The organism is Arthrobacter sp. LAPM80 (assembly GCF_046736435.1).
Classification (GTDB): domain Bacteria; phylum Actinomycetota; class Actinomycetes; order Actinomycetales; family Micrococcaceae; genus Specibacter.
The window spans coordinates 42,129-68,056 of the sequence record NZ_JBCHVD010000001.1; the positions used below are offsets into that span (position 1 = coordinate 42,129).

The 25,928-nt window shown below is 64.0% G+C and carries 22 protein-coding genes and 1 tRNA gene; 19 read left to right on the forward strand and 4 right to left on the reverse strand.

Annotated features, from left to right (window positions below):
- Positions 1-83: 83 nt before the first annotated feature.
- Positions 84-1,493, reverse strand: coding sequence for a zinc-dependent metalloprotease (locus AAGW05_RS00190; protein ID WP_411802443.1), 1,410 nt, complete (start codon positions 1,491-1,493; stop codon positions 84-86).
- 270 nt (positions 1,494-1,763) lie between these two features.
- On the opposite strand from AAGW05_RS00190, the gene AAGW05_RS00195 reads away from it, so the two are divergent.
- From AAGW05_RS00195 to AAGW05_RS00215, 5 genes are all read left to right on the forward strand, one after another.
- A complete protein-coding gene (locus tag AAGW05_RS00195; protein WP_411802444.1) occupies positions 1,764-2,858 on the forward strand; it encodes a PDZ domain-containing protein in 1,095 nt (364 codons plus the stop codon).
- Between the two features lie 128 nt (positions 2,859-2,986).
- Entirely contained in the window at positions 2,987-5,986 is a 3,000-nt protein-coding gene (locus tag AAGW05_RS00200) for a UPF0182 family protein (protein ID WP_411802445.1), read from the forward strand.
- Positions 5,987-6,116: 130 nt separating this feature from the next.
- Positions 6,117-6,190, forward strand: a tRNA-Met gene (locus AAGW05_RS00205).
- A 524-nt stretch (positions 6,191-6,714) separates the two neighbouring features.
- A complete protein-coding gene (locus AAGW05_RS00210; RefSeq protein ID WP_411802446.1) occupies positions 6,715-7,032 on the forward strand; it encodes an AMP-binding enzyme in 318 nt (105 codons plus the stop codon).
- Positions 7,016-7,915 (forward strand): SDR family oxidoreductase, encoded by a 900-nt coding sequence (locus AAGW05_RS00215; protein ID WP_411802447.1) that lies wholly within the window; start codon positions 7,016-7,018, stop codon positions 7,913-7,915. The genes AAGW05_RS00210 and AAGW05_RS00215 overlap by 17 nt, the downstream gene beginning before the upstream one ends.
- 83 nt (positions 7,916-7,998) lie before the next feature.
- On the opposite strand, the gene AAGW05_RS00220 is transcribed toward AAGW05_RS00215, so the two are convergent.
- Both AAGW05_RS00220 and AAGW05_RS00225 read right to left on the reverse strand, forming a co-directional pair.
- Positions 7,999-8,670 carry a TetR/AcrR family transcriptional regulator gene (locus tag AAGW05_RS00220; protein WP_411802448.1) on the reverse strand — a complete coding sequence of 224 codons (672 nt, stop codon included), beginning with the start codon at positions 8,668-8,670 and terminating at the stop codon, positions 7,999-8,001.
- Entirely contained in the window at positions 8,667-9,530 is an 864-nt protein-coding gene (locus AAGW05_RS00225) for an enoyl-CoA hydratase-related protein (RefSeq protein ID WP_411802449.1), read from the reverse strand. The genes AAGW05_RS00220 and AAGW05_RS00225 overlap by 4 nt, the downstream gene beginning before the upstream one ends.
- Positions 9,531-9,610: 80 nt before the next feature.
- Between AAGW05_RS00225 and AAGW05_RS00230 the strand changes: the two genes are divergently transcribed.
- From AAGW05_RS00230 to AAGW05_RS00260, 7 genes are all read left to right on the forward strand, one after another.
- A complete protein-coding gene (locus tag AAGW05_RS00230) occupies positions 9,611-10,099 on the forward strand; it encodes a hypothetical protein (protein WP_411802856.1) in 489 nt (162 codons plus the stop codon).
- A complete protein-coding gene (locus AAGW05_RS00235) occupies positions 10,002-10,346 on the forward strand; it encodes an acyl-CoA dehydrogenase family protein (RefSeq protein ID WP_411802450.1) in 345 nt (114 codons plus the stop codon). Before AAGW05_RS00230 ends, AAGW05_RS00235 begins: the two co-directional genes overlap by 98 nt.
- 133 nt (positions 10,347-10,479) lie before the next feature.
- Positions 10,480-11,703 (forward strand): acetyl-CoA C-acetyltransferase, encoded by a 1,224-nt coding sequence (locus tag AAGW05_RS00240; protein ID WP_411802451.1) that lies wholly within the window; start codon positions 10,480-10,482, stop codon positions 11,701-11,703.
- A 4-nt stretch (positions 11,704-11,707) separates the two neighbouring features.
- Positions 11,708-13,903, forward strand: coding sequence for a 3-hydroxyacyl-CoA dehydrogenase NAD-binding domain-containing protein (locus AAGW05_RS00245; protein ID WP_411802452.1), 2,196 nt, complete (start codon positions 11,708-11,710; stop codon positions 13,901-13,903).
- The gene (locus tag AAGW05_RS00250; protein WP_411802453.1) at positions 13,900-14,766 is read left to right on the forward strand and encodes a crotonase/enoyl-CoA hydratase family protein; all 867 of its coding nucleotides are present in this window, start codon (positions 13,900-13,902) and stop codon (positions 14,764-14,766) included. The genes AAGW05_RS00245 and AAGW05_RS00250 overlap by 4 nt, the downstream gene beginning before the upstream one ends.
- Positions 14,767-14,831: 65 nt before the next feature.
- The gene (locus tag AAGW05_RS00255; RefSeq protein WP_411802454.1) at positions 14,832-16,364 is read left to right on the forward strand and encodes an acyl-CoA synthetase; all 1,533 of its coding nucleotides are present in this window, start codon (positions 14,832-14,834) and stop codon (positions 16,362-16,364) included.
- A 103-nt stretch (positions 16,365-16,467) separates the two neighbouring features.
- Positions 16,468-18,039 (forward strand): MBL fold metallo-hydrolase, encoded by a 1,572-nt coding sequence (locus AAGW05_RS00260; protein WP_411802455.1) that lies wholly within the window; start codon positions 16,468-16,470, stop codon positions 18,037-18,039.
- Positions 18,040-18,235: 196 nt separating this feature from the next.
- Here AAGW05_RS00260 and AAGW05_RS00265 read toward each other — a convergent pair whose 3' ends face one another.
- Positions 18,236-18,772, reverse strand: a complete 537-nt coding sequence (locus AAGW05_RS00265) for a MarR family winged helix-turn-helix transcriptional regulator (RefSeq protein WP_411802456.1) — start codon at positions 18,770-18,772, stop codon at positions 18,236-18,238.
- Positions 18,773-18,922: 150 nt separating this feature from the next.
- Between AAGW05_RS00265 and AAGW05_RS00270 the strand changes: the two genes are divergently transcribed.
- The 7 genes from AAGW05_RS00270 to AAGW05_RS00300 all read left to right on the forward strand — a co-directional run bounded on the left by AAGW05_RS00270 (position 18,923) and on the right by AAGW05_RS00300 (position 25,919).
- Complete coding sequence (locus AAGW05_RS00270; RefSeq protein WP_411802457.1) at positions 18,923-19,690, forward strand: electron transfer flavoprotein subunit beta/FixA family protein; 768 nt, start codon at positions 18,923-18,925, stop codon at positions 19,688-19,690.
- Positions 19,691-19,702: 12 nt separating this feature from the next.
- On the forward strand, positions 19,703-20,677 hold the full coding sequence (locus AAGW05_RS00275) for an electron transfer flavoprotein subunit alpha/FixB family protein (RefSeq protein WP_411802458.1): 975 nt from the start codon (positions 19,703-19,705) through the stop codon (positions 20,675-20,677).
- 110 nt (positions 20,678-20,787) lie between these two features.
- The gene (locus AAGW05_RS00280; RefSeq protein WP_411802459.1) at positions 20,788-21,741 is read left to right on the forward strand and encodes a cytochrome b/b6 domain-containing protein; all 954 of its coding nucleotides are present in this window, start codon (positions 20,788-20,790) and stop codon (positions 21,739-21,741) included.
- Between the two features lie 93 nt (positions 21,742-21,834).
- Positions 21,835-22,992, forward strand: a complete 1,158-nt coding sequence (locus AAGW05_RS00285; protein WP_411802460.1) for an acyl-CoA dehydrogenase family protein — start codon at positions 21,835-21,837, stop codon at positions 22,990-22,992.
- Between the two features lie 18 nt (positions 22,993-23,010).
- Complete coding sequence (locus AAGW05_RS00290) at positions 23,011-24,060, forward strand: enoyl-CoA hydratase/isomerase family protein (protein ID WP_411802461.1); 1,050 nt, start codon at positions 23,011-23,013, stop codon at positions 24,058-24,060.
- Between the two features lie 60 nt (positions 24,061-24,120).
- Positions 24,121-25,080, forward strand: a complete 960-nt coding sequence (gene mmsB, locus AAGW05_RS00295) for a 3-hydroxyisobutyrate dehydrogenase (RefSeq protein ID WP_411802462.1) — start codon at positions 24,121-24,123, stop codon at positions 25,078-25,080.
- 62 nt (positions 25,081-25,142) lie between these two features.
- Complete coding sequence (locus AAGW05_RS00300; protein ID WP_411802463.1) at positions 25,143-25,919, forward strand: enoyl-CoA hydratase; 777 nt, start codon at positions 25,143-25,145, stop codon at positions 25,917-25,919.
- Positions 25,920-25,928 lie beyond the last annotated feature (9 nt).

A 25,928-nucleotide genomic window follows, 5' to 3' on the forward strand; every position in this document is an offset into this window, starting at 1 on the left:
CCGGTGTGGTTGTCCGCCGGTGAAATTTCACCGGCAAACAAGCACACCGACCGCCGCAAAGTGGCGTTGGTCCGGGTCGGCGCCTACTTCCCGCCTTCGGGACCTTCGCCGGGCTTGGGGCCGTCATCGCCCGGGAGATCGTCCCCCGAAGGGAGGTCGTCAAAGCCGCCGTCGAGGAGCTTGGTCAGGGCGGCGTCCACCTCGGATTCCGATGCGTCCTCGGCGCTGCGGCGGGCGCTGAAGCCAGCTGCGTCATCGAGGTCGGCGGAGGTGGGCAGCAGGTCGGGGTGCGCCCAGATGGCGTCACGACCGGCAATTCCACGCTGTTCCTTCAGCGATGCCCACAGGGCGGAAGCCTCGCGGAGCCTGCGCGGACGCAGTTCAAGGCCAACCAGGGAACCGAAGGCATGCTCGGCCGGTCCGCCGGTCGCACGGCGGCGGCGGATCGTTTCGCGCAGGGCGCCGGCGGCAGGAAGGTTCGCAGCCGCCTCAAAGCTCAGCTCGTCAACCCAGCCTTCAACCAGTGCCAGGGCTGTTTCAAGCTTGGTCAGCGCCGCGTCCTGTTCGGGGGTGCGGGCCGGCATGAAGACACCCTCCGAGAGCGCAGCCTGCATTGCTTCCGGGTTGGACGGGTCGAGGTTGTGGGCCAGGTCCTCGATCCTTGACATGTCAATGTGGATGCCGCGGGCATACGATTCGATGGCACCCAGCAGGTGACCTCGAAGCCACGGAACCTGTACAAACAGTCGTGCATGGGCTGCCTCGCGCAGGGCGAGGAACAAACGAATTTCCTGTTCGGGAATCTCAAGTCCCTCGCCGAAGGCCTCGATGTTGGCCGGCAGGAGGGCCATCTGGAGATCGGCCAGGGGTATGCCAATGTCGGTGGAACCCACCACTTCCTTGGCCAGCGCGCCCACGGCTGCACCAAGCTGGAGGCCGAACAGTGCACCACCCATGTTCTGCATCATGGAGGCGGCGCCGCCCATCATAGTCTTCATTTCCTCGGGCAGCTGCTCATTCATGGCCTGGGAGATGGCAAAAGCGATGCTGTTTGCCACGGGCTCGGTCAACCGCTGCCAGGTGCCAAGGGTTTCTTCGACCCATTCGGCACGTGACCAGGCGCGGCCGACGATGCCGGTCGGGGCCAGATCGGTGACCGGGTCAAGCCACATTTCGGCCAGGCGCAGGGCCTCGTCCACAGCCTGCTGCTGCGCAGGCGACACGGAGGGATCGTCCCCGGCGGCCGCCTTCCGGGCGGCGTCGTGGGCAAGTTCCCAGTTGACCGGCGTGTCCGAGGAACCGCTCATCATGGCCTGGACCTGGGAGAACATTTGTGCCAGCACATTGGGATCGGAGGGCAGCCCGGCAGCCTTGGCCAGCTCGGCCGCATCAAAGCCTTCCATGCCCTGGCCGCCCAAAAGGTTGGCGAGCATCTCCTGAAGCGGATCCTTCGGGGTTTCGTCGTCGTCGTTGTTGGCTGGTGTGGAGGACATGATGGCCCGTTCGTTGTCGTGGACACGTAAGTAACTTTCACGTTACCGCCGTCGTCCGGCGTTGTCGCCCCGCGGATGCCCCCTGTTCGCTACAGGCAAAGGACCCTCCTGCCGCAGCCCGCATGGCCCCCGAAATGCCTCATTTTCAGGGCCGACTCACGGCGCAGGCACACGCGCGGCACAAGCAGACACAGTAGGCTTAGAGGTCGGTGCCCGTTTTGTCTCGGGGTGCCGGTTGAGGTCAAGAAGAGCTTTGGAAAGGTCACGGCTTTGAGCCAGGAGCATACCGACACTGCGGCACAACCAGGCACTTTCCGCGACCGCAGATTTACCTTGATGGTGACTTCCGGCGTTGTTGCCGTCGTGTTGGCCGTCGCTGCGATGACCATCCCCGTCCCTTATGTCGTTGAATCACCAGGCCCGGCCATCAATACCATCGGCACCATGAACGGCCAGCACATCATCACCGTCGCGGGCCACGAAAACTTTCCCCCCACGGCCGGCAGCCTTGACCTCACCACAGTCCACCTGACCGGCGGGCTGCCCGACAGCAAGATCAGCTTCATCGACGCGCTGAAGGCATGGCTCACGCCGTCGGACACCATCTACCCGGCCGAAATGATCTACGCGCCCGGCGTCAGCCAGGAAGCAGTGAACAGCGAGAATTCCGCTGCCATGACTGGTTCGCAGGAAAACGCCACGGCCGCCGCGATGGATGCCCTCGGCATCGCCTTCCAGACGAACCTTTCGGTGGCCTCCATCCCCGAGAACGGCGCATCCTGGGGCATTCTCAAGCCCGACGACGTCCTGCTCACCGTTGGCGCGCAAAAGGTCACGGACCTGACTGTCATCCAGAACGTGTTGGCCGAGGGCAAGGGCGCCCCCGTCGAGGTCGTTGTCCGCAGGGCCGGGGTTGAAAAAACCCTGTCCGTGACACCCAAGCCTGGTGACGGCGGAAAGTACCTGCTGGGGATAGCGCTGCAAAACACGTTCACGTTCCCCTTCGAGGTGAAAATCTCCCTGCAAAACATCGGCGGACCCAGTGCCGGCATGATTTTTGCCCTGGGCATCATGGACAACCTGACCCCCGGGGATCTCACGGGCGGCAAGGCGTTTGCCGGCACTGGCACCATCGACCCCAAGGGAAATGTCGGGGCCATTGGCGGCATCGCGCAAAAGATGATCGGTGCCCGTGGAAACGGTGCCGACTACTTCCTGGCCCCGGGCGCCAACTGCTCCGACGTCGTCGGCCACATCCCCAACGGACTGCAGGTCATCAAGGTCGATACCCTCAAGCAGGCCTACGATGCCGTCTCCCTGATCGGCTCGGGCAAGGACGGATCGGCCCTGGCCACCTGCAAGTAAATTGCCCGCACTGATGCGCCCACGTAACGATTGCGCATCACACGGAACTTTGGCCACATACCATTCGTGGCACCATTATAGAAGCAACCGGCATCATTTCAAGTCCACAGTTGAGTAAGAGGTAGAGAGTGACATCCCGACCATCCCCATCGCCGAGCAAGCCTGTGCGGCCCAGACGCCGCAGCGCACTAATTCCCACCATCATTGTGGTGGCGGCATTGGTGGTCGCAGTGTTGATCTTCTCCGGGTTCTACACCGACCTGCTCTGGTATCAGCAGATCGGCTTTTCCGGCGTGTTCTGGACCGAGCACATCGCAAAGCTGCTGATCTTCCTTGCAGGGTTCCTTGTCATGGCAGCGGCAGTGTATTTCTCCATCCGCATCGCCTATAAGGCCCGCCCCGTCTACGCGCCCGACAGTGCGCGCGATGACAGCCTCAACCGCTACCAGCTGCAGCTTGAGCCGGTACGCCGTGTCGTCATGATCGGCGTCCCCATCGTCTTTGGCCTGTTCGCCGGAACTGCCGCCATGGCGCAGTGGGAAAAGGTGATGCTGTTCCTGAACCGCGTGCCTTTCGGCACCCAGGACCCCGAATTCCACCTGGACATCAGCTTCTACACCAACACCCTGCCGTTCCTTGGCTTCGTGGTGGGCATACTGATCAGCGCCACGGTGGTTGCCTTCATCGGAGGGCTCCTCACGCACTATCTGTACGGTGCCATCCGGTTGACAGAGCGTGGCGTTTTCACCTCCCGCGCATCCCAGATCCACATTGCCGTCCTTGCCGGAGTCTTCCTGATTCTGCTCGGCGCCAACTTCTGGCTTGGCCGCTACGCAACGTTGCAAGACAACGGCGGCTACCGTGCAGGTGCCATGTTCACCGACGTCCACGCCGTGATCCCCACCAAGGCCATCCTGGCTGCGGCCGCCATCATCGTGGCTGTCCTGTTCATCGTTGCCGCGTTCATCGGCAAGTGGAAGCTGCCCCTGATCGGCACCGGCATGCTTGTCGTCACCGCGATTGTGGCCGGCGGCATCTACCCGTGGGCCATCCAGCAATGGCAGGTCACGCCGTCGGAAGGCAACGTGGAACTGCCCTACATTGCCCGCAACATTGACATGACCCGCGATGCCTACGGGCTGGCAGGCATGCAGGTCACCCCCTACGATGCAACCACCAAGGCAACCCCGGGAGCCTTGCGCGCGGACGCCGACTCGGTCGCAAACATCCGCCTGCTGGATCCGAACCTGATTTCCTCGACCTTCGCCCAGCTCCAGCAGTACCGCCCGTACTACGAGTTCCCGAAGACGTTGAACGTGGACAGGTACACCATTGCCGGCAAGGTCCAGGATGCAGTGATCGCGGTGCGCGAGCTGAACCCCAAGGGCATCAGCCCCACACAGCGGAGCTGGTACAACCAGCATCTGGTGTACACCCACGGCTACGGCGTGGTTGCCGCCTACGGCAACACGGTCTCCGCCGACGGCAAGCCCGTGTTCATGCAGTCGGGCGTCCCCTCCGAAGGCGTGCTGGGCTCAGATACCAGCTACCAGCCGCGCATTTACTTCGGCCAGTCAACCACCGACTACTCGGTTGTTGGTGCCCCCGAAGGGACCTCGCCCATCGAGCTTGACCGTCCGCAGGGAACCGATCCCACAAGCACCACCGACAACCCGTCCGCCGACTCCCTGACAACGTTCACCGGCAATGCCGGACCGAACGTCGGCAACTGGTTCAACCGCCTCATGTACGCGCTGAAGTTCCAGTCAACGGATCTGCTGCTGACCAACGGTGTCAATAACAAATCGCAGATTATCTATGACCGCACCCCGGCTGAACGCGTTGCCAAGGTTGCCCCGTACCTGACCCTTGACGGCAATCCCTACCCGGCCATTGTCGATGGGCGGGTCAAGTGGATTGTTGACGGCTACACCACCAGCTCGTACTACCCGTACTCGCAGCAACAGCAGCTTCAGGAAGCCACCACTGACTCCCTGACGGCCGCCGGCGGAGTGGCCGCCCTGCCCAACGCCTCGGTGAACTACATCCGCAACTCGGTCAAGGCCACCGTGGATGCCTATGACGGTTCGGTTGACCTGTACGCCTGGGACGCCCAGGATCCCATCCTGAAGGCGTGGCAGAAGGTCTTTCCCACCAGCGTGAAGCCGTTCACGGAAATGTCCGGCGACCTGATGTCCCACGTTCGCTACCCGGAGGATCTCTTCAAGATCCAGCGTGAACTGTTGGGACGCTACCACGTCACGGATCCGACGAACTTCTTCAAGAACACGCTGGCATGGAGCGTCCCTGACGACCCGACCACCGCCGCCGTCGACAAGCAGCCCCCCTACTACCTGTCCTTGAAGATGCCCGGTCAGGACAAGACGGCGTTCTCGCTGACCACTGACTTCATCCCCCAGGAAGTCCAGAACACAGCCTCGAGGAACATCCTGTACGGCTTCATGGCAGCCAATGGGGACGCGGGCAATGTCAAGGGCGTCAAGAGCCCCGACTACGGCAAGTTGCAGCTGCTGCAGCTGCCGGATGCCACGCAGGTGCCAGGTCCTGGCCAGGTGCAAAACACGTTCCAGTCGGACCCGTCCGTCTCCGAACAGCTGAACGTGCTCAAGCTTGGCCAGACGGATGTCATCAACGGCAACCTGCTGACCCTGCCCATGGGTGGCGGCATGCTCTATGTGCAGCCTGTCTACGTGAAGTCCACGGGCTCGACGTCGTACCCCACCCTGCAGCGTGTGCTCGTCGCCTTCGGTGACAAGATCGGTTACGCGGCGACCCTGAACACTGCCCTCGACCAGCTCTTTGGCGGCGACTCCGGTGCAGCTGCGGGAGACGCGAACCTCAAGAAGGATCCGAACGCGTCAGGCAGCTCCACCGACAAGCCCACGACGCCGTCGACCGGCAGCAATGCTGCGCTGTCCAAGGCGCTCAACGATGCCAGCGCGGCATTGAAGGCTGGCCAGGCTGCCTTGGCCAAGGGCGACTTTGCCGCCTACGGCGTTGCGCAGAAGGACCTTGCGGCAGCCCTTGCGGCAGCCATCGCTGCTGAAGGATCAGCAGGGGTAACGCCCAGCGCCACACCTTCGGCGACACCGAGTGCGAAACCCTAGTTCCGCCGTCGTGCATCAGCGGTGAAGGGCCCGGAGACCCATGGTGTCCGGGCCCTTGCTGTGGGGAGATGAAGGTCACGTGCCCACGGTTTTGCGTTGGCCCCGATGGCCTGTAAAGTAATAAGCACATCGCGGGGTGGAGCAGTTCGGTAGCTCGCCGGGCTCATAACCCGGAGGTCACAGGTTCAAATCCTGTCCCCGCAACTCCACTGAAAAGTCCCTGATCTTCGGATCAGGGACTTTTCTGTTTAACCATTGACTCTGGCCCGCGCTCGGTTACATTCTGCTGTTAAAGGCCGAACGCTCCCTCACATTGCTGAGGGAGCGTTCGGCATTTAAGCACCGATTCTGCGGGAGCGTTTGATTAGGCGGCGATGGCCTTGCCCGGGTTCAAGATTCCCTGGGGACCGAACAGCGCCAAGGCCATGCCAATGGCTACAATTTCAACGGGAATCCTGTGCCAGACAGAATGACAATTAGCAAGATCAAAATTGTCAGCATGACGGCGATTTCGCTCATGTGCGCAGCTTGGTCAACGGTCGGTGAACGGGACAGGTGAACGGCACAATTGCCAAGGGGATTTCCACGCCGGATCGATTTTTGGCAATTGTGTCTAAAACGTCACAGAGATCGAATGCTATTGTGACAACATGATCGCTGATTTGGCCCCACAATGGGCATGCGGCCTCGTCTGATTGCGCGTATTCAGAATAACGAGGGGATATTTCATGCAGTTTTTTGAATTCTTCTGGTCAATCATCATTGCCTTTCTGTTCCTGGCTTACCTGATCCTGCTGTTCCAGAGCGTGGCCGACCTTTTCCGGGACGAAAAACTTTTCGGCTGGACCAAGGCCGTTGTGGTGCGCGCGCCGGGCACTACAGTGAGCGAGGCTGACATCATCGCCTTGTGCCGCGACCGCCTGGCTCACTTCCGGTGCCCCACAGCGGTGGATTTCGTGGACGAACTGCTGCGCCATGCAACAGGAAAAATTCTCAAGGGCGATCTGCGCGAACCGTATTGGAGGGGTCATGACCGAAAGATCTAAGGATTTGCCAAGCACGACGGCGGATGGCACCTTGGGTGCCTTCGTCCCGTCCGCGCCGGGGAACCTGGGCGGAAAAACAATCATCATGTCGGGCGGATCGCGCGGTATTGGCCTGGCCATCGCCGAACGGGCCGCCCGTGACGGCGCCAACGTGGTGCTGATTGCCAAGACGGATTCGCCGGATCCGCGTCTTGAGGGCACCATTCATACGGCCGCTGCCGCCATTGAGGCAGCGGGAGGAAAGGTCATCGCCGTGGTGGGCGATGTCCGCGAAGACGAAACCATCGCCTCCGCAGTGCAGCAGGCTGTTGACACCTTTGGCGGGATCGACATTGTGGTCAACAACGCCAGCGTGATTTCCCTGGACGGGACGTTGAAAGTCACCCCGAAGCGCTACGACCTCATGCAGGACGTCAACGTCAGGGGCACGTTCATGCTGTCCAAGGCGGCGCTGCCGCAGCTGTTGAAAGCGGAGAACCCGCACATCCTTTCGCTCTGCCCGCCGCTGAACCTTGACCCGAAGTGGCTGGGCGCCAACCCCGCCTACACGCTGGCAAAATACGGCATGACGTTGACGGCTTTGGGCTTCGCGGCGGAGTTTGCCAAGCAGGGAGTGGCATCCAACGCGTTGTGGCCGCGCACCACCATTGCCACGGCGGCAGTTGCCAACATCCTGGGCGGGGAAGAGATGATCCGCCGCTCGCGCCACGCCTCCATCATGGCCGACGCCGCCCACGCGATCCTCACCACCGGAAGCCGGGAATTGACCGGGCAGATGATCATCGATGAGGAGCTGCTGCGGGCCCGTGGCATGACCGACTTTCAACACTACGCCGTTGATCCTTCCGTGGATCTGATGATGGACCTCTACGTGGATCCGTAACATGAAAGCAGCCCGCAGTAAACGGGGAAAATGACGTGAAAAACGTGATCTTTTCGCCGTTTTCTGCCGGTCAGGTGCAGTTCTCAGATGGCGGGGACTGCGTCCTTGACGATCACCAGCAGCGTGCTGGCCAGCAGGGCGTGCACTTGCGGGCGTGTCAGCGTCTTGCGCAGCAGCCATTCGCGCGCGCCGCTGCGGGCCAGCTGCGCGTAAATCCTGAACATGGCCCTGACCTGCTCTCGGTTTTCTCGCAGGCCGGACAGCCCGCAGGCCTCGATCAGCAGCTCAATGGAGTCATTCTCCGCCGCGATCAGGATCTTCTCAAGGTCGGGGTCCCGTCCCATGCTGCCCGATCCGAGCGACAGCCACGCGGTGCCCGATGTCTCCAGCGAATCAAGGAACCACGTCACCGACAGGTTGATGCGTTCGGGTAGCGACCCCTCGGGCAGCCTCGCAACGGCCACCGCGGAGACAGTGGAACTGACCTTTATGACCTGGAGGTACAGCTCGCGCTTGTTGCCGAAATAGTGGTTGATCAGCCCGCGCGCCACCCCCGCCGCTGCGGCGATGTCGGTGGCCGAAACCTCATCGTACGGCCGCTCGTTGAACAGTTTTTGGGCGCACCCAAAGATTTGCTGGCGCCGTTCGTCGGGGTTCAGCCGTTGCCGGCGCGGCTCGTCGGAAGGTTCGACGTCGGGCTCGTCCCGGGCGGGGGACGCTGCGGTCTGGGGCGGGGCGGGGTTGGAGGTAGTCACGGTGTTGGGTCTGTCTCTATCCAGGGCAGCCACTGCGGCAGGTCGGCCGGAACGGTCATGGGGAAGTGTGGCGGGCGCTTTTCCAAAAATGACATGACGCCCTCCACGGCGTCTGCGTGTGTTGGCGTGCCGGCGATCAGCCGGGAATCGAGGGCGTGGACGGGGATGGGGGAGTCGATGCCGCTGAGCCGGTTCAGCATCTGCTTGATGACGGCGGTGGAGACCTCAGATGTGTGGGTGATGATGTCCCTAGCCAGGGCGTAGGCGGCGTCAAGCACGGCATCGGGCTCATGCACCGAGGTGACGAGTCCGGCGTCGAGCGCTTCGGCGGCGCCAAACAGCCGCCCCGTCAGCATCCAGTCGCTGGCCCGGGTCATGCCCACAAGGCGGGGCAGGTACCAGACTGAGGCGCCCTCAGGGAAGATTCCGCGGCGGCTGAACGGGAAGGAAAAGCGGGAATCGGTGGACGCCAGGCGGAAGTCGCACGAAAGCGTGATGGTCAGGCCCCCTCCCACGCTGACCCCGCGCAGGGCCGCAATGACGGGCTTGTTCATGGCATAAATGGTCTTTGAGCAGCGCCCGGCGGGTTCCTGCCAGTTGGCGGCTGGGTCGGTCATGGTGACGTCAAAGCCGCCCCCGCTCAGGTCCGCGCCGACGGAAAAGTCCTTGCCGGTGCTCGTGAAGACCACCACCTGGACGGCGGGATCGGCGTCGGCCGCCGTGAATGCGTGCTCGAGCTCGTGCGCCATGGCCAGCGTGTAGCCGTTGCGGGCCTCGGGCCGGTTCAAGGTCACCGTGGCGATGCGTTCCTCAACGGTGTACGTGATGGCCGTATAGGGAAGGGTGATTTCAGCGGTCATGGTCGTGGCTTTCGTGAATGGAAAGTAAAGACTCGCGTCATCTATTGACACGGTGTCAATAGTCTTGCACGATTGGCGGTATGTCAACAACTCTGTTTTCTTCCGGGTGGATCGACGAAGATCTGCTCGATGTGAAGTCTTTGCTTCAGGATTTTTTCATCAAGGAGGTTGCCCCTCTCGAAGAAAAGCTCCAGGCCCAGGGGTTCCCTGACAAGGAGCTCCACGGGCGGGCCGGGTTACTTGGCCTCTGCGGCAGGTCCATCCCCGAGGAACAGAAAAAGCGCTGGCTGTCCAGGATGTGCAGCGGGGAATGGGTTGGTGCCATCGCCATGACCGAACCCGGCACCGGCTCCGACCCGCACGCCATCACCACCCGCGGCTTCACCCGCGGTCGCAAGCTGGACAAGATCGGGCTCACGGGACAGGACACATCGGAACTGTTCTTTGACAGGCTGCGCGTGCCGGCCGCCCATGTCATGGGCGGTGGAGGGCCAGGGCTTCTACCAGCTCGTGAACCAGCTGCCGCAGGAACGGCTCATCACTGCGATCCTGGCCCAGGCCATGAGTGAGGCGGCCGTGGCGGCGGCCCTTGAGTACACCAAGACTCGCGAAGCCTTCGGCAAGCCGTTGTTTGAAGTGCAGAACACCCGCTTTGAACTTGCCGAATGTGCCACCATCACCCAGGTCAACCGCGTGTTCCTTGACGCGCGCATCACCAAGCAGATCTTCGGCGGCTACGGCTACATGATGGAGTACCCCATTGCCGGCATGTACCAGGACAACCGGGTCCTGCGCGTGCTCGCCGGCGCCAACTAGGTCATGAAGGAACTCATCGCCCGCTCGCTCTGCTCGCAGCGGGACACTCGCGGTGTGGGGCCCACCCAACAAACCAGTTCTGCCAACCGTCCCTCCGCACCGCTGCGGATGCGATGACAATGGAAGGAATCACATGCCCGAACAAGTTGTACCTGAAGCATTTGTCTACGACGCCATCCGCACCCCCCGCGGCCGCGGCAAAAAGGGCGCCCTGCACGGCACCAAGCCGATCGACCTTGTCGTTGGCCTGATTGATGCCCTGCGTGAGCGCCACCCCGGCCTGGACGAGGACCTCATCGACGACCTCATCCTCGGCGTCGTATCGCCCGTGGGGGACCAGGGCGCCGTCATCGCCCGCACCTCCGTCCTTGCCGCGGGACTGCCCAACACTGTCGGCGGCGTGCAGCTGAACAGGTTCTGCGCCTCCGGACTTGAGGCCGTCAACACGGCCGCCCAAAAGATCCGCTCAGGCTGGGACCAGCTCATCATCGCCGGCGGCGTAGAGTCCATGTCCCGTGTGCCCATCGGGTCCGACGGCGGCGCCTGGGCCATGGACCCGGCCACCAACTACGACAGCTACTTTGTTCCGCAGGGCGTCGGCGCCGACCTCATCGCCACGATCGAGGGGTTCAGCAGGGTCGACGTCGATGCTTACGCCGTGCGATCCCAGCGGCTTGCCGCGCAGGCATGGGAAGAAGGCCGCTTCGCCAACTCGATCGTTCCCGTGAAGGACAAGAACGGCCTCGTTGTCCTTGACCGCGACGAGCACATGCGCCCCGGATCCACCCCGGAATCGCAGGCAGCGTTGCGTCCAGCCTTCGCCGCCATGGGCGAGGCAGGCGGATTTGACGCCGTCGCACTCCAGAAATTCCATCACGTGGAGAAGATCGAGCATGTCCACACGGCAGCCAACTCATCGGGAATTGTCGACGGCGCCGCCCTGGTTTTGGTGGGCAACGCCGAGGTGGGTGAAAAGCTGGGATTGACCCCGCGCGCCAGGATAGTCGCCACGGCCACTTCGGGCGCCGACCCCACGATCATGCTCACGGGCCCCACCCCCGCAACGCGGAAACTGCTGAAAAAGGCAGGCCTTGGAGTCGAGGACATCGATCTGTTTGAAATCAACGAGGCGTTCGCATCGGTGGTGTTGAAGTACCAGAAGGACATGGGCATCCCGGATGAGAAGCTCAACGTCAACGGCGGGGCCATTGCCATGGGCCACCCGCTGGGGGCCACGGGAGCCATGATCCTTGGCACCGTGCTGGATGAACTTGAACGCACCGACAAGCGCAGGGCCGTCATAACCCTGTGCATTGGCGGCGGCATGGGCGTGGCAACGTTGATTGAGAGGATCTAGGGCGATGAGCGAGGAAAATGTGCAACAGATGAACACCATCCGCTTCGACAAGGACGTCGACGGCGTTGTCATCCTGACCATGGATGACCCCAACCAGTCGGCCAACACCATGAACGGCGACTACATCAACTCAATGCAGGCCGCCGTCGACCGCCTGGCCGCAGAGATTGCCGCTGACAGGGACAGCATCACGGGCGTCATCCTCACCTCGGCAAAAAAGACCTTCTTTGCCGGCGGCGACCTGAAGGACCTGGTGAACTCCACCGCGGCCGACGCCGAAAAGATCTTTGAGCTGGCACAGAAGATCAAGTCCCAGCTGCGCATCCTTGAAACGCTCGGCAAACCTGTCGTGGCAGCCATGAACGGTGCCGCACTGGGTGGCGGGCTGGAAATCGCCCTTGCCACCCACCACAGGATCGCAGCCGACACCCGCGGATCGCTCATTGGCCTGCCCGAGGTCACCCTTGGCCTGCTCCCGGGCGGCGGTGGCATTGTCCGCACCGTCAGGCTCATGGGCATCGCCGACGCCACCATGAAGGTGCTGCTGCGGGGTCAGAAGTACAAGCCCCGCAAGGCACTCGAGGTGGGCCTGATCCACGAGGTCGTGGGCACCGTGGAGGAGCTCGTCCCGGCAGCCAAGGCCTGGATCGCGGCAAACCCCGACGCCGTCCAGCCGTGGGACGTGCCAAAGTACAGGATCCCCGGCGGCACCCCGTCAACACCTTCCTTCGCAGCAAACCTTCCAGCGTTCCCCGCCAACTTGCGCAAGCAGCTCAAGGGCGCCAACTACCCGGCCCCGCGCGCCATCCTGGCCGCCGCCGTCGAAAGCACCCAGGTTGATTTTGATACGGCCCTTGAGATTGAATCACGCTACTTCGTCGAGGTCGTGACAAGCCAGGTCTCCACCAACATGATCAAGGCGTTCTTCTTCGACATGGGCCACATCAGCGCCGGCGGCAGCCGTCCTGCGGGCTTCGAAAAGTACACGGCCAAGAAGGTCGCAGTCCTCGGCGCAGGCATGATGGGTGCAGGGATCGCCTATGTCTGTGCCCGCAGCGGCATGGAGGTTGTCCTGAAGGACGTCTCCCTCGAAGCAGCAGAGCGCGGGAAGGCCTACTCGAAGGCCCTGACGGAGAAGGCAGTGTCCCGGGGCCAGTCAACCCAGGAAGCTGCCGACATGCTGCTGGCCAAGATCACCCCCACGGCAACGGCGGCGGATGTTGCAGGTGCGGACCTCGTCATCGAGGCCGTGTTCGAAAACGTAGCGGTCAAACAGGCGGCATTCAAGGAAATCCAGGACATCGTCGGCGCCGACGCACTGCTGGGATCCAACACATCAACCCTGCCCATCACCGAGCTGGCAACGGGCGTGGACGAGCAGGAGAACTTCATCGGCCTGCATTTCTTCTCCCCGGTGGACAAGATGCCGCTGCTGGAAATTATCGCCGGCAAAAACACATCCGATGAAACGCTGGCCAAGGCCTTCGACATCGCCGTGCAGATCCGCAAGACGCCGATCGTCGTCAACGATTCCCGCGGCTTCTTCACCAGCCGGGTCATTGGCACGTTCATCAACGAGGCCTTTGCCATGCTGGGCGAGGGCATCGCGGCACCCTCGATCGAGCAGGCAGGCCTGCAGGCTGGCTACCCGGCAGCCCCGCTGCAGCTCGCCGACGAACTGAACCTGGTGCTCATGCAGAAGATCGAGAAGGAAACCAAGGCAGGCCTCGAGGCGGACAACGGCGTGCAGAAGTACCGCCGCCACACCGGCGCCGACGTCGTTGACCGCATGGTCGGCGAGTTCGACCGCAAGGGCAAGCTCGGCGGCGCAGGCTTCTACAACTATGCCGACGGCCACCGCACGGGCCTGTGGGAGGGGTTGAAGGAAACCTATGGCGGCACGGTTGAAATCCCGTTCGAGGACATGTTGGAGCGCATGCTCTTTGCCGAGTCCCTGGAGACCGTCAAGTGCCTCGATGAGGGCGTGCTGCGTAGCATCGAGGACGCCAACATCGGCTCCATCCTCGGCATCGGCTTCCCTGCCTGGACTGGAGGAGTTATCCAGTATATGAACGGGTACGACGGCGGACTGGCAGGTTTCGTTGCCAGGTCACGTGAGCTGGCGGCCAGATACGGCGACCATTTCCTGCCTCCGGCCTCGCTGGTGGCCAAGGCCAAGAAGGGCGAAAAGTACTCATGAACACTGTTGCCGCGGCCGGGTCCGCGTTCACGCACCCCTGGACCGCGTTCTCTGTGGGGCAGGCACCCACCCCGGGTGTCGCCGTCGTGCATTTGATCGGGCCAGGCCGCGGCAACATGATGGGGCTGGCGTTCTGGGCCGAACTTCCACAGCTTTTCGCGGCGCTTGACGCCGATGGCAGCGTGCGGGCAGTGGTGCTTGCTGGTGCCGGATCCCACTTCAGCACAGGCCTTGACGTGCAGGAGGTGCTGGGCGGCTGGCTGGAAAGCTTCACCGCCGACACCGCCGCGCAGGCCGCACCGCGCGCCGAATTCCTGGCCACGGTGGGACGCCTGCAGGCCGGCATTACAGCAGTTGCGGCGTGCCGCAAGCCCGTCATTGCCGCGGTATCGGGCTGGTGCATCGGCGGTGGCGTTGACCTCATCGCCGCCGCCGATGTCAGACTTGCCGCAGCCGAGGCAAAGTTCAGTGTGCGGGAGGCCCGCCTGGCCATTGTGGCCGACGTCGGAAGCCTCCAGCGCCTGCGCGGCATCATCGGCGAAGGCCAGCTGCGCGAACTGGCGCTGACAGGCAAGGACATCACGGCGGCGCGCGCCGAAAAGATCGGCCTCGTCAACGCCGTATACGAGGACGCCGAAGCGCTCATGGCGGCCGCACTGGAGATGGCAGGGGAGATTGCCGCTAATTCCCCGCTGGCTGTGGCGGGAACGAAGGCCATCCTGAATGAGGACAGGGAAGAGCAGGTGGCGCGCGGGTTGCGCCACGTGGCCCTGTGGAATGCGGCGTTCTTGCACAGCGAGGACCTGCTGGAGGCAGTGGCGGCCCTGGGTGGGCGCCGCCAGGGCGTGTTCACCGGTAAATAGGGCAACAGGGTAGTTGGAACTTGCGTACTAAAGGTCAGAGTCGATTTTCTACCAAGGAGCTTTTCATGTATCTCACCCAAGGCCTGCACCGTTCACTGCAGGCAACCCCGAACGCCACTGCCACCATCTTCAAGGACAGGAAGCGCACCTTCGCTGAACATGGCGAGCGGATTGCCCGCCTTGCCGGCGCGCTGCAAGGACTAGGGGTGCACGCGGGGGACCGGGTGGCTATCTTATCCATGAACAGTGACAGGTACGCTGAATACCTCCTGGCCGTGCCGTGGGCCGGAGCGGCAGTGAACCCGGTGAATATCAGATGGAGCCCGGCGGAGGTTGCCTACTCCCTGAACGACTCTGACACGCACGTGCTGCTCATTGATGACCCCTTTGTGCCCATGGCACCGATCCTGTTGGAGAAGGCCCCGGGGCTGAGTATCCTGATCCACTGCGGGGACGGGGCAACACCTGAGGGCATGCTCTCCTACGAAGACCTGGTGGCCGGCAGCGACCCAGTGGGCGACGCCTACCGCAGCGGGGACGATTTGGCAGGGGTGTACTACACCGGCGGCACCACGGGATTCCCCAAGGGTGTCATGCTCAGCCACACGAACTTCATGGCCTCGGGGCTGGGCACTATTGCCACGGGCGAACTACTCAAGGTGGGGTCGATCCTGCTCCATGCGGCGCCGATGTTCCATTTGGCCGACCTGGCCGCTTGGTGCGGGGCCACTATTCTGGGCGGTACCCACCTCATGGTCCCCTTCTTTGAACCCACCAGCGTGTTCAAAGCCATCGCAGAGCACCGGCCCACCGATGTCCTGTTGGTGCCCACCATGATCCAGATCCTGGTGGACCACCCCGACTCCAACAATTACGATCTCAGCTCCATGGCACGCATGCTGTACGGCGGCTCCTCCATCTCCGAAGGAGTGCTGAACCGCACTAAGGCACGCTTGCCCGGAATGCGCATGACCCAGGCCTACGGCCAGACAGAGGCCGCCCCGGTCATAACGCTGCTACTACCCGATGACCATGAGGGGAACCGCATGCGTTCGGGAGGGCGGGCGGCCCCGCACTGCCAGGTCGCCATCCTTGACCTTGATGGAAATGAGGTCCGCACAGGAGATGTGGGGGAGGTCTGTGCCAAGGGTGCCAATGTCATGCAGGGATATTGGAACAACCCTGAGCAGAGCGCACAGGCCCTGCGTGGCGGCTGGCTGCACACAGGGGACCTCGGCTACCTCGACGATGAGGGCTTTGTCTACGTCGTGGACAGGCTCAAGGACATGATCATCACGGCAGGCGAAAACGTGTACTCGGCAGAGGTCGAGAATGCCCTGAGCAAGCACCCCGCCGTGGCCTCATCCGCCGTCATCGGCGTCCCCGACGACTACTACGGCGAGCGCGTGCACGCCGTCGTGGTTCTTGCCCCCGGCCACCGCGCCACGGCCGAGGAGTTGCAAATCTTCTGTAAGGAGCTCATTGCCGGCTACAAGGTGCCGCGCAGCTTTGAGTTCCCCGAGGCGCTGCCCATGTCGGGTGCGGGCAAGATTCTCAAGCGCAGCTTGCGCGAGCGCTACGCCGCGGCGCAGGGATAGGAGCTTTTCATGGGTGGTCCGTTGCAGGGAGTGAAGGTTGTGGAGCTCTCTGCCATGGGGCCGGCGCCGCATGCCGCCATGATGTTGGCCGAGGTGGTGCGTGGTGTCGGCCCGGCACCCCCGGTGGGCGGGTACGACGTCGGCCCTCGCGGGGTACCGGCCCGGCACCACAGAACGGCTGGGGCTGGGCCCGGGACTTGTTTGCGGGCGCATGACCGGATGTCGCCAGGACGGTGCGCTGGCCCAGCGGGCGGGGCACAAGGTCAACTACATTGCGTTGACGAGTGCCTTGCATGCCATGGGTCCGGCCGCCCTGCTCGACGGCGCGGCGCCGTTTTACCGGACCTACGAATGCTGCGGCGGTGGGCACATAGCAGTCGGGGCCATCGAACCGCCGTTTTATGCGCTCCTGCTCAAGGGGCTTGACCTTGACGTCGAGTCCGTTCCCGACAGGGACAACCCCGCCGCGTGGCCGGAGCTTGCCGAGATGTTCGCGGCAACCTTCGCCACACGCAGCAGGGGGCGGGGCGCACGTTGTCGCCGCACCGGCGCCTCGGTTCTCCCGTACGCCGTCGTCCGCGAAGGAGCCGCCTGGCGAAACAGACTTTCAATCCATTCTCAGTTCCTGGAGGACACCTTGATCACCGTTACGGCACATGAACAATTTCAGGCGTGGAAAGACAAGGTGCTTCCTGCGGTGGAGGAGGTCCGCCCCGGAGTCTGGTCGATCCCGGTGCCTTTCATCAATAACCCGATGCGCTACACCCTGTCCTACCTGTTGGTGGGCGACGGCGAGGCGGCCCTGGTTGATCCTGGCTGGGATTCCGATGAGGGTTGGGATGTCCTCAAGGCGGGGCTGGCCGTTGCAGGGTTGGGCCCCAAGGACATCACCGGGATCGTGGTGACCCATTTCCATCCCGACCACCTAGGCATGGCCGCCCGCCTGCGCGCGGCGTCGGGAGCCTGGGTCGCCCTGAGTGAAAACGAGCCGATGCCCACGCACTGGCGCAGCGACCCTGAACGGTTTGTTGCCGAGGACAGGGCGCAGTTTGCCGCGTGGGGAGTGCCGGCCGAGTTTCTTGACGAGGTCAGCTTCCAGGCCGACACGTGGGCGCGAATCACGAGCGTTGAGGCGCCGCAGCGCCGGCTGGCCGACGGCGGGCTACTGCCGATTGCCGGCCTGACGGTGCGGGTGCTTTCCACACCGGGGCACACGCCCGGGCACATTTGCCTCGTCGACGAGGCAAACCAGCTCATCCTCACGGGCGACCACGTGCTGCCCCGCATCACACCGCACGTCTCCCTGGAAGCCCAAAACCATGCCAATCCGCTGGGTGACTACTTCGATTCGTTGCAGGTCATGGCGGTGGGTGCCGCCATGGAGGTGCTTCCGGGCCATGAGTATCGTTTCCGAGGCCTGCCCCAGCGTGTGGACGAGCTGACCGAACACACGCTCGAGCGCTCGCGGGAGGTCATCGCGGTGCTTGAATCCGGGACGGCCGAATCCGTTTGGGACGTGTCAAAGCAGCTGACGTGGTCTCGGGGCTTTGACTCGCTACGCGGGTTCACGCTGCGCCTTGCCCTGGCCGAGACAGCGAGCCACCTGGTGTATCTGGAGTCGACGGGGATGGCCGTGGACGTAAAGGTGTCCCGCGGCGCGCCGTCCATCCCCTGACCCCGCCCCAACGCTCGGTTACTTTCGGTCGTGTTCGGACCAACGCTCGGTTGTTTTTCGTGGGTTTTTCCCGGACGCTATCGCACTGGATAGGCGGGGGCGGTCGCATCCTCGTCGCCAGTGCGGGAGCGTTGCCGGGAACCCGACGATTGCTGAGGGAGCGTTGCCCGTAAAGCGACGAAAAGTAACCGAGCGTCTATAGGGGGTCGGGGTACTGGACTGGGTCGGTGAAGTCGCCCGATTCGCGGCGGAAGCGGGCAAGGATGTGTGTCAGCGCTTGCAACTCCTCGGCGGGGATCCCTGGCTTGGCAAACACATCTGCGTTCAGCACAACAGTGGCCTCCTCCACCAGAAGCCGCCCGGCGTCGGTCAGGACCACCAGCGTTGCGCGGCCGTCAGTGGGATGGGCCTCCCGGCGGACAAGGGCATCGCGCTCGAGCCTGTCCACGACGCTTGTCACGGAGGTTGGATGCACCTGCAGGCGGCTGCTGGCACTTGCCATCGGCAGGGCGCCGCCGCGTGTGAAGGACAAAAGCCGCAGCAATTCAAGCCTGGCGTAGGAAAGCCCCAGCGGCTTGAGCACGGCATCGACCCTGCTGTACATGAGCTGGTGGGCCCGCATGACGGAGGAATAGGCGGCCATGGCGTCGGCGGCATCGGCCCAGCCATGGGAGATCCATTGGCGTTTGGCCTCGGCAATGGGGTCCATGGGCAGCGGGGATGCGGGGGCCACGGGATGTCCTTTCGGAACAGTTGGTGCTGTGAAAGACGGCAGGAACCATCAAAAAAACAATTTACTTGGGATCCCTAGTAAATACTAGTGGGGCCTAGTATTCTTCAGGAAGAACCGGGCATGAAGCCATCACCTCAAAAGGGGCTGTCAATGAAGATCGTCGTTCTTATCAAGCAAGTGCCGGACACATCCCGGGAGCGCACGCTGGTGCCCGCCACCGGATGGCTTGACCGAGACGCGGCTGAGAACCTCGTCGACGAAATCAACGAACGGGCGCTGGAAGTGGCCCTGCGAGTGAAGGACTCGGACAAGTCAACCGAGATCACTGTCCTGGCCATGGGACCGGAGGAGGCCACCAAGGCCATCCGCAAGGCGCTGTCGATGGGTGCCGATTCAGGCATCCACGTGCTCGACGACGGATTGGCCGGCGCCGATGCCACGCGCACCGCCGCCGTGCTCGCCGCGGCCCTGCGCAGCACCAGCGCCGACGTGATCGTGGCGGGCAATGAATCAACCGACGGCCGCGGCGGCGTGGTTCCGGCCATGGTCGCAGAGCACCTGGGACTGCCACTGGTTGGCGGGCTGTCCGCCGTCGACCTTGGCAACGCAACGGTGTCCGGAACGCGCGAAGGCGAAACCGGATCGCTGCAGATCAGCGCGCAGCTTCCCGCCGTCGTCACCGTGACCGAACGGACCGCAGAGGCCAGGTTCCCCAATTTCAAGGGCATCCTGACGGCCAAGCGCAAGCCCGTCACCACGCTGTCGCTGGCGGACCTCGACGTCGCCGCAACCCCCGCCCGTGCCGTGGTGGTCGCCCACAGCGAGCGGCCGGCGCGCGAGGCCGGGCGAAAGATCGTTGACGACGGCGCGGCAGGAAACCTCCTGGCCGGCTACCTCATTGAAAACCACTTGGTATAGGAAGGGCATTCCGTGGCTCATGTAGTGACTCTCATTGAACTCACCCGCCAGGGTGGCATTGCCGCTTCCGCACGGGGACTGCTGGCCGCGGCCACGTCGCTGGGCACCCCGGTTGCCGTGGTGGCCGCCGGCACCGGGGTCGACGGCGCCGTGGCAGCACAGCTGGGCCTGCTCGGTGCCGCCGTGCTGTACCAGGCGGTTGGCCCGCAGGCTGATTCGGTACTGACGGCCCCAGCCGTCGAGGCGCTTGAGGCTGCCGTTGCGGCGTACGCGCCCGTGGCGGTGCTGACGGCCAATTCCGTTGACGGGCGCGAGGCAGCCGCCCGGCTTGCGGTGCGCGTGGGCGGCGCCCTGCTGGCCGACGCCGTATCGGTGCGCCTCGACGGCGAACGGATTATTGCCGGGCACTCCATTTTTGGCGGCGCTTACGACGTCGAATCGGCCGTCGAGGGCGGCCTGCCCATCATCACCGTGCGCCAGGGTGCGATCGACGGCGTCGAATCCACCGGTGGCGGCGCCGTGGAAATCATCACCGCCGCCCTGGCCGGCACGGGGCCGGGAGCCAGGATCGACTCCGTCAACGACGCCGCAACGGGCGCCACCCGGCCCGAACTGCGCGTGGCCAAGACGGTGGTCTCAGGCGGCCGCGGCCTGGGCTCGAAGGAAAACTTCGCGCTGGTTGAACAGCTGGCCGACGCACTGGGTGCCGCCGTCGGCGCTTCCCGTGCAGCCGTCGACGCCGGATACATCGACCAGCACGCGCAGGTGGGCCAGACGGGCGTGAGCGTTTCCCCTCAGCTGTACATTGCGCTGGGCATTTCCGGGGCCATCCAGCACAGGGCGGGCATGCAGACGGCCAAGACCATCGTCGCCATCAACAAGGACGCCGACTCGCCCATCTTCGATGTGGCCGACTTCGGCATTGTGGGCGATGTGTTCACAGTGGTGCCGCAACTGCTCCACGCATTGGAGGCCCGCCCGGTCTGACGGGCATGGCGTGTTACAAAGAGAGACAGCCGCTGCGCATGGGCTGACAGAATGGAAGCCACTAGGCGCAGCAGCGTCCACGGAAGTCCCTGAAAGAGGTTTGTAAGAGAATGTCGACCCCCACGAACAAGCAGGCCGCCGGCATCCTGGCACGGTGGAAGGCCCTTGGCCTGCCCGCGAAGATCGGCACCGCCGCGGGAGCCGTGGTGCTGGTCCTGCTGGTGCTGGTGCTCGCAGCCCGCTGGATTACGGCCCTAGAACCGGTGAAGGACTTCCTCACCACCTACCCGGGGGCATCCGAACTGCCCAAAAGTGCACCCGTTGGCATCCCGGCCTGGCTGGGCTGGCAGCATTTCTTGAACATGTTCTTCATTTTCCTGATCATCCGGTCGGGCTGGGCCGTGCGCACCACCAAGCGCCCCGCAGCCCACTGGATCCGCAACAACAAGGGCCTGATCAAGACGAAGAACGCCCCCACCAAGATCAGCCTTGACCTGTGGCTGCACCTGTCCCTGGATGCCCTGTGGGTGCTCAACGGCCTGATCTTCATCGTGCTGCTCTTCGCCACGGGCCAGTGGATGCGCATCGTGCCCACCAGCTGGGACGTTTTCCCCAACGCCATTTCGGCCGGTCTGCAGTACCTCTCGCTGCACTGGCCCACCGACAACGGCTGGGTCAACTACAACGCCCTGCAGCTGCTGACATACTTTCTCACTGTCTTCATCGCCGCGCCCCTGGCCATCGCCACCGGCCTGCGCATGTCCGGCGCCTGGCCCAAGAACGCCAGGACGCTGAACAAGATCTACCCCATCGAGGTGGCCCGCACGATCCACCTGCCCGTCATGATTTACTTCGTGCTGTTCATCGTGGTGCACGTGACACTGGTCCTGGCCACCGGCGCGCTGCGCAACCTCAACCACATGTACGCCTCGAGCGACGCCGTGAACTGGTGGGGCTTTGGCATCTTCGCCGCGTCCCTGGTTGTCATCGTTGCGGCCTGGATCCTGGCGCAGCCGCTGTTCCTGCGCCCCGTTGCGTCCCTGACGGGCAAAGTGACCAAATAGCACGACGGCGGGCCCCCACCCCAGGGCTCCGCCGGAACCCACCGGTGGCCCGCTCAGCATGGGCCACCAAAAATAGCCAAAACCGCCGCAACGATGCGGCCCAAGGAGGCACCCGTGAATGACTTGACTCCCGAGCAGGAGGCCGTGGTGGAGATGGTGCGCGATTTCGCCACCACCGCACTTGCACCCCACACCGCCGAATGGGACGAGGAAAAACACTTCCCCGTCGACGTCCTGGCCGAGGCCGGGACCCTGGGCATGGGTGGCATCTACGTGCGCGAGGAGTACGGCGGATCGGCGCTGAGCCGCACCGACGCGGTGCTGATCTTTGAGGAACTGGCGGCAGTCGATCCCACCATCGCCGCCTACATTTCCATCCACAACATGGTGGCGTGGATGATCGACGCATTCGGCAACGACACCCAGCGCAGCAAGTGGCTGCCCGGCATCACGGCCATGACGGAGCTGAGCAGCTACTGCCTGTCCGAACCGGGGGTCGGCTCCGATGCCGCAGCCATCACCACCCGCGCAGTGCGCGACGGCGATGATTACGTCCTCAACGGAACCAAGCAGTTCATCTCCGGGGCCGGGTCCTCGGCCTGGTACCTGGTCATGGTCCGCACGGCTGACAAGGGCAGCCGCGGGATCACCGCCGTCGTGGTTCCGGCCGGGGCCCCCGGGCTGAGCTTCGGCGCGAACGAGAAGAAGATGGGCTGGCGGGCACAGCCCACGCGCCAGGTGGTTTTTGACAACGTGCGCATCCCCGTCGGCAACAGGCTCGGCGAGGAGGGCGACGGCTTCGGCATCGCCATGAAGGGCCTGAACGGCGGCCGGGTCAACATCGGCGCCTGCTCTCTCGGCGGCGGGCGTGCGGCACTGGAGAAGTCAATCGCGTACCTGAAGGAGCGGCAGGCGTTCGGTGGCCCCCTCATTGAAAAACAGCACCTGCTCTTTCAAATCGCCCAGATGGACACCGACCTTGAGGTTTCCCGGACCATGCTGATGCGTGCGGCCAGGGCCCTGGATGCCGGCGCGCCCGACACCGTCAAGCTGTGCGCCATGGCCAAAATGGTGGCCACCGACGCCGGTTTCCAGGTCGCGAACCAGGCACTGCAGCTGCACGGCGGCTACGGCTACCTCAGCGAGTACGGCCTTGAAAAACTCGTCCGCGACCTGCGGGTGCACCAGATTCTTGAAGGCAGCAATGAAATCATGCGTCTGATCATTGGCCGTCTGGCCGTGGAACGCTGAACCATGGAGGATAGGTACATGGAGCACAACGACGTTCTTGTGGAGCGCACCGGCCGGCTGGGCCACCTGATCCTGAACCGGCCCCAGGCCATGAACGCGCTCAACTTCGCCATGGTCCAGGCCGTGGCGAAGGCGCTAGATGACTGGGAAACCGACGACGGCGTATCAACAGTGCTGATTTCCGGTGCCGGCGAGCGCGGTTTGTGCGCCGGCGGGGATATCGTATCGATTTACCACGACGCCCGCACGGGCGGGGAGTCAAGCGAGGTGTTCTGGCGCGCGGAATACCACCTCAATGCCCGCATCCGCCGCTACCCCAAGCCCGTCGTCACCCTCATGGACGGTGTGGTCCTGGGCGGGGGAGTGGGAATCTCCGCCCACGCCTCACACAGGGTTGTCACCGAACGGTCCCGGATCGGCATGCCCGAGACAGGCATCGGATTCGTCCCCGACGTGGGCGGCACCTACCTGCTCTCCCACGCCCCCGGCGAGCTTGGCACCCACGCGGGACTCACCGGGACCATGGTCAGCGGCGCCGACGCCATCGCCATGGGCCTGGCCGACCACTTCATCGATTCCGCAGTCCTGCCCACGCTGGTGGCCGAGCTGGCCGAGCGCACCGCAAGCTCCGCCGTCGCACGTCTTGGGCAGGCAGCCCCGGAATCCGCGCTGGCGGCGGCGCGCTGGTGGATTGATGAGGCTTACGCCCCGGACGACGCCGGGACCATCCTTCAGAGGTTGACCCGGGTCGGGGACCCCGCGGCCGATGCGGCTGCGCAGATTATTGCGGGGAAGTCGCCAACGGCTGTGACAGTCACGCTGGCTGCGCTGCGCCGGGCCCGGGGACTGTCGTCGCTGGAGGAGGGGCTGAACCAGGAAATGCGCGTGTCGCTGCGTGCCCTGCGCTGGCCTGACTTCGCCGAGGGCATCCGGGCGCAGATGATCGACAAGGACAGGAACCCGCAATGGTCACCTGCCACGTTGGCCGAGGTTTCAGGCGACGTCGTGGCCGCGGCCTTTGCGAATCTTGGCGAACGGGAGCTGGGTTTGCAGGCACCCGGGGATTAGCGGGCCTTGGAACAGACGGTTTTGGATGAAGTTTCCCGAATGAAATGAAGGAGTGGAACCATGGGCGAGGAAGCACAGGCGGCACCTGGAACAGGGGCATCCGCCACAAGGATTGCCTTCATCGGGCTGGGGCACATGGGCGGGCCGATGGCGGCCAACCTCGTGGCCGCCGGATACTCCGTCACGGGCTTTGACGTGGTGCCTGCAGCGCTTGAGGCTGCCGCAGCGGCCGGCGTGGTGGTGGCTGAATCCTCAGCCGCGGCCGCCGACGGGGCCGACGTCATCATCACCATGCTGCCTGCCGGAAAGCACGTCTTCGCGGCCTTGGAAGGGGAAGGGCCCGGCGGGGGACTGCTGGCCGCAGCGAAGCCTGGATCGCTTTTCCTTGAATGTTCGACCATTTCGGTGGACGATGCCCGCACGGCGCATGAGCTGATCGTGGCCAGCGGGCATAGGGGGCTCGACGCGCCCGTGTCAGGCGGCGTCATGGGGGCGGAAGCCGGCACCCTGACCTTCATGGTGGGCGGCTCCCCGGACGACTTTGCCGCTGCAGGCCCGCTCTTTGACGTCATGGGCAGGCGCATTGTCCTGTGCGGCGGGCCAGGTGCCGGGCAGGCCGCCAAGGTATGCAACAACATGATCCTCGGGGTGTCCATGATCGCCGTCAGCGAGGCATTCGTGCTGGGGGAGAAGCTTGGCCTGACCCACGAGGCCCTGTTTGACGTTGCAGCCCATGCCTCCGGCCAGTGCTGGTCGCTGACAACGAATTGCCCCGTCCCGGGCCCGGTCCCGACCAGCCCGGCCAACCGCGACTACCAGCCGGGGTTCGCAGGGGCCCTCATGGCCAAGGACCTGGGGTTGGCCGTCGAAGCACTCAATGCCACGGGGGTTGACGCGGTCCTTGGCCGATCCGCCGAGGAGATCTACCGAGAATTCTCCCTCCATGGAGGGGCCGGAACCGACTTCTCGGGCATCATCAACTCGATCCGGAAAGCCTCCAACAACACCGGCTCGGACTGACCCGCCGGCCTGACTTGCGCACACCCTTTTTGAACACCTCGAACTGAACGGAACTTTTCTTCATGACGCAGCAGTCCCTGATCCTGACCGAACAACGCGGCCGGGTTGGCCTGATCACGCTCAACCGGCCCGAGGCGCTGAACGCGCTCAGCGATGCGATGGGCAGGGAGATCCTGGCCGCGGCGCAGGCGTTCGACGCCGACCTTGGCATTGGCGCCATTGTCATCACTGGCTCCTCCCGGGCCTTTGCCGCGGGCGCCGACATCAAGGAGATGGCCGACAAATCATCCGTTGACATGTACCTCGCCAACTGGTTCTCCGCCTGGGACGAGCTGGCCCGGGTCCGCACGCCCATGATTGCCGCCGTCGCCGGCCACGCCCTGGGCGGCGGTTGCGAGCTGGCCATGATTGCCGACTTCATCATCGCGGCCGACAACGCCAAGTTCGGCCAGCCCGAAATCAAGCTCGGCGTCATCCCCGGCATGGGCGGCTCGCAGCGGCTCACCCGCGCCATCGGCAAGGCGAAGGCCATGGAAATGGTGCTGACGGGGCGGGTCATGGGAGCTGTTGAGGCCGAACAGGCAGGCCTGGTTGCCCGGGTGGTCCCCGTTGACTCGTTGCTGGCGGAGGCCCTCGCCACCGCGGACACCATCGCTTCCATGTCCAAGCCTGTGGCCATGATTGCCAAGGAAGCTGTCAACGCCGCCTTTGAAACGTCCCTGGCCGAGGGTGTCCAGCGTGAACGCCGGGCCATATTTGCCTGCTTCGCCACCGAGGACCAAAAGGAAGGCATGGCGGCCTTCACCGCAAAGCGCCCGGCGGAGTTCAAGCACCGCTAGCCGGACTGG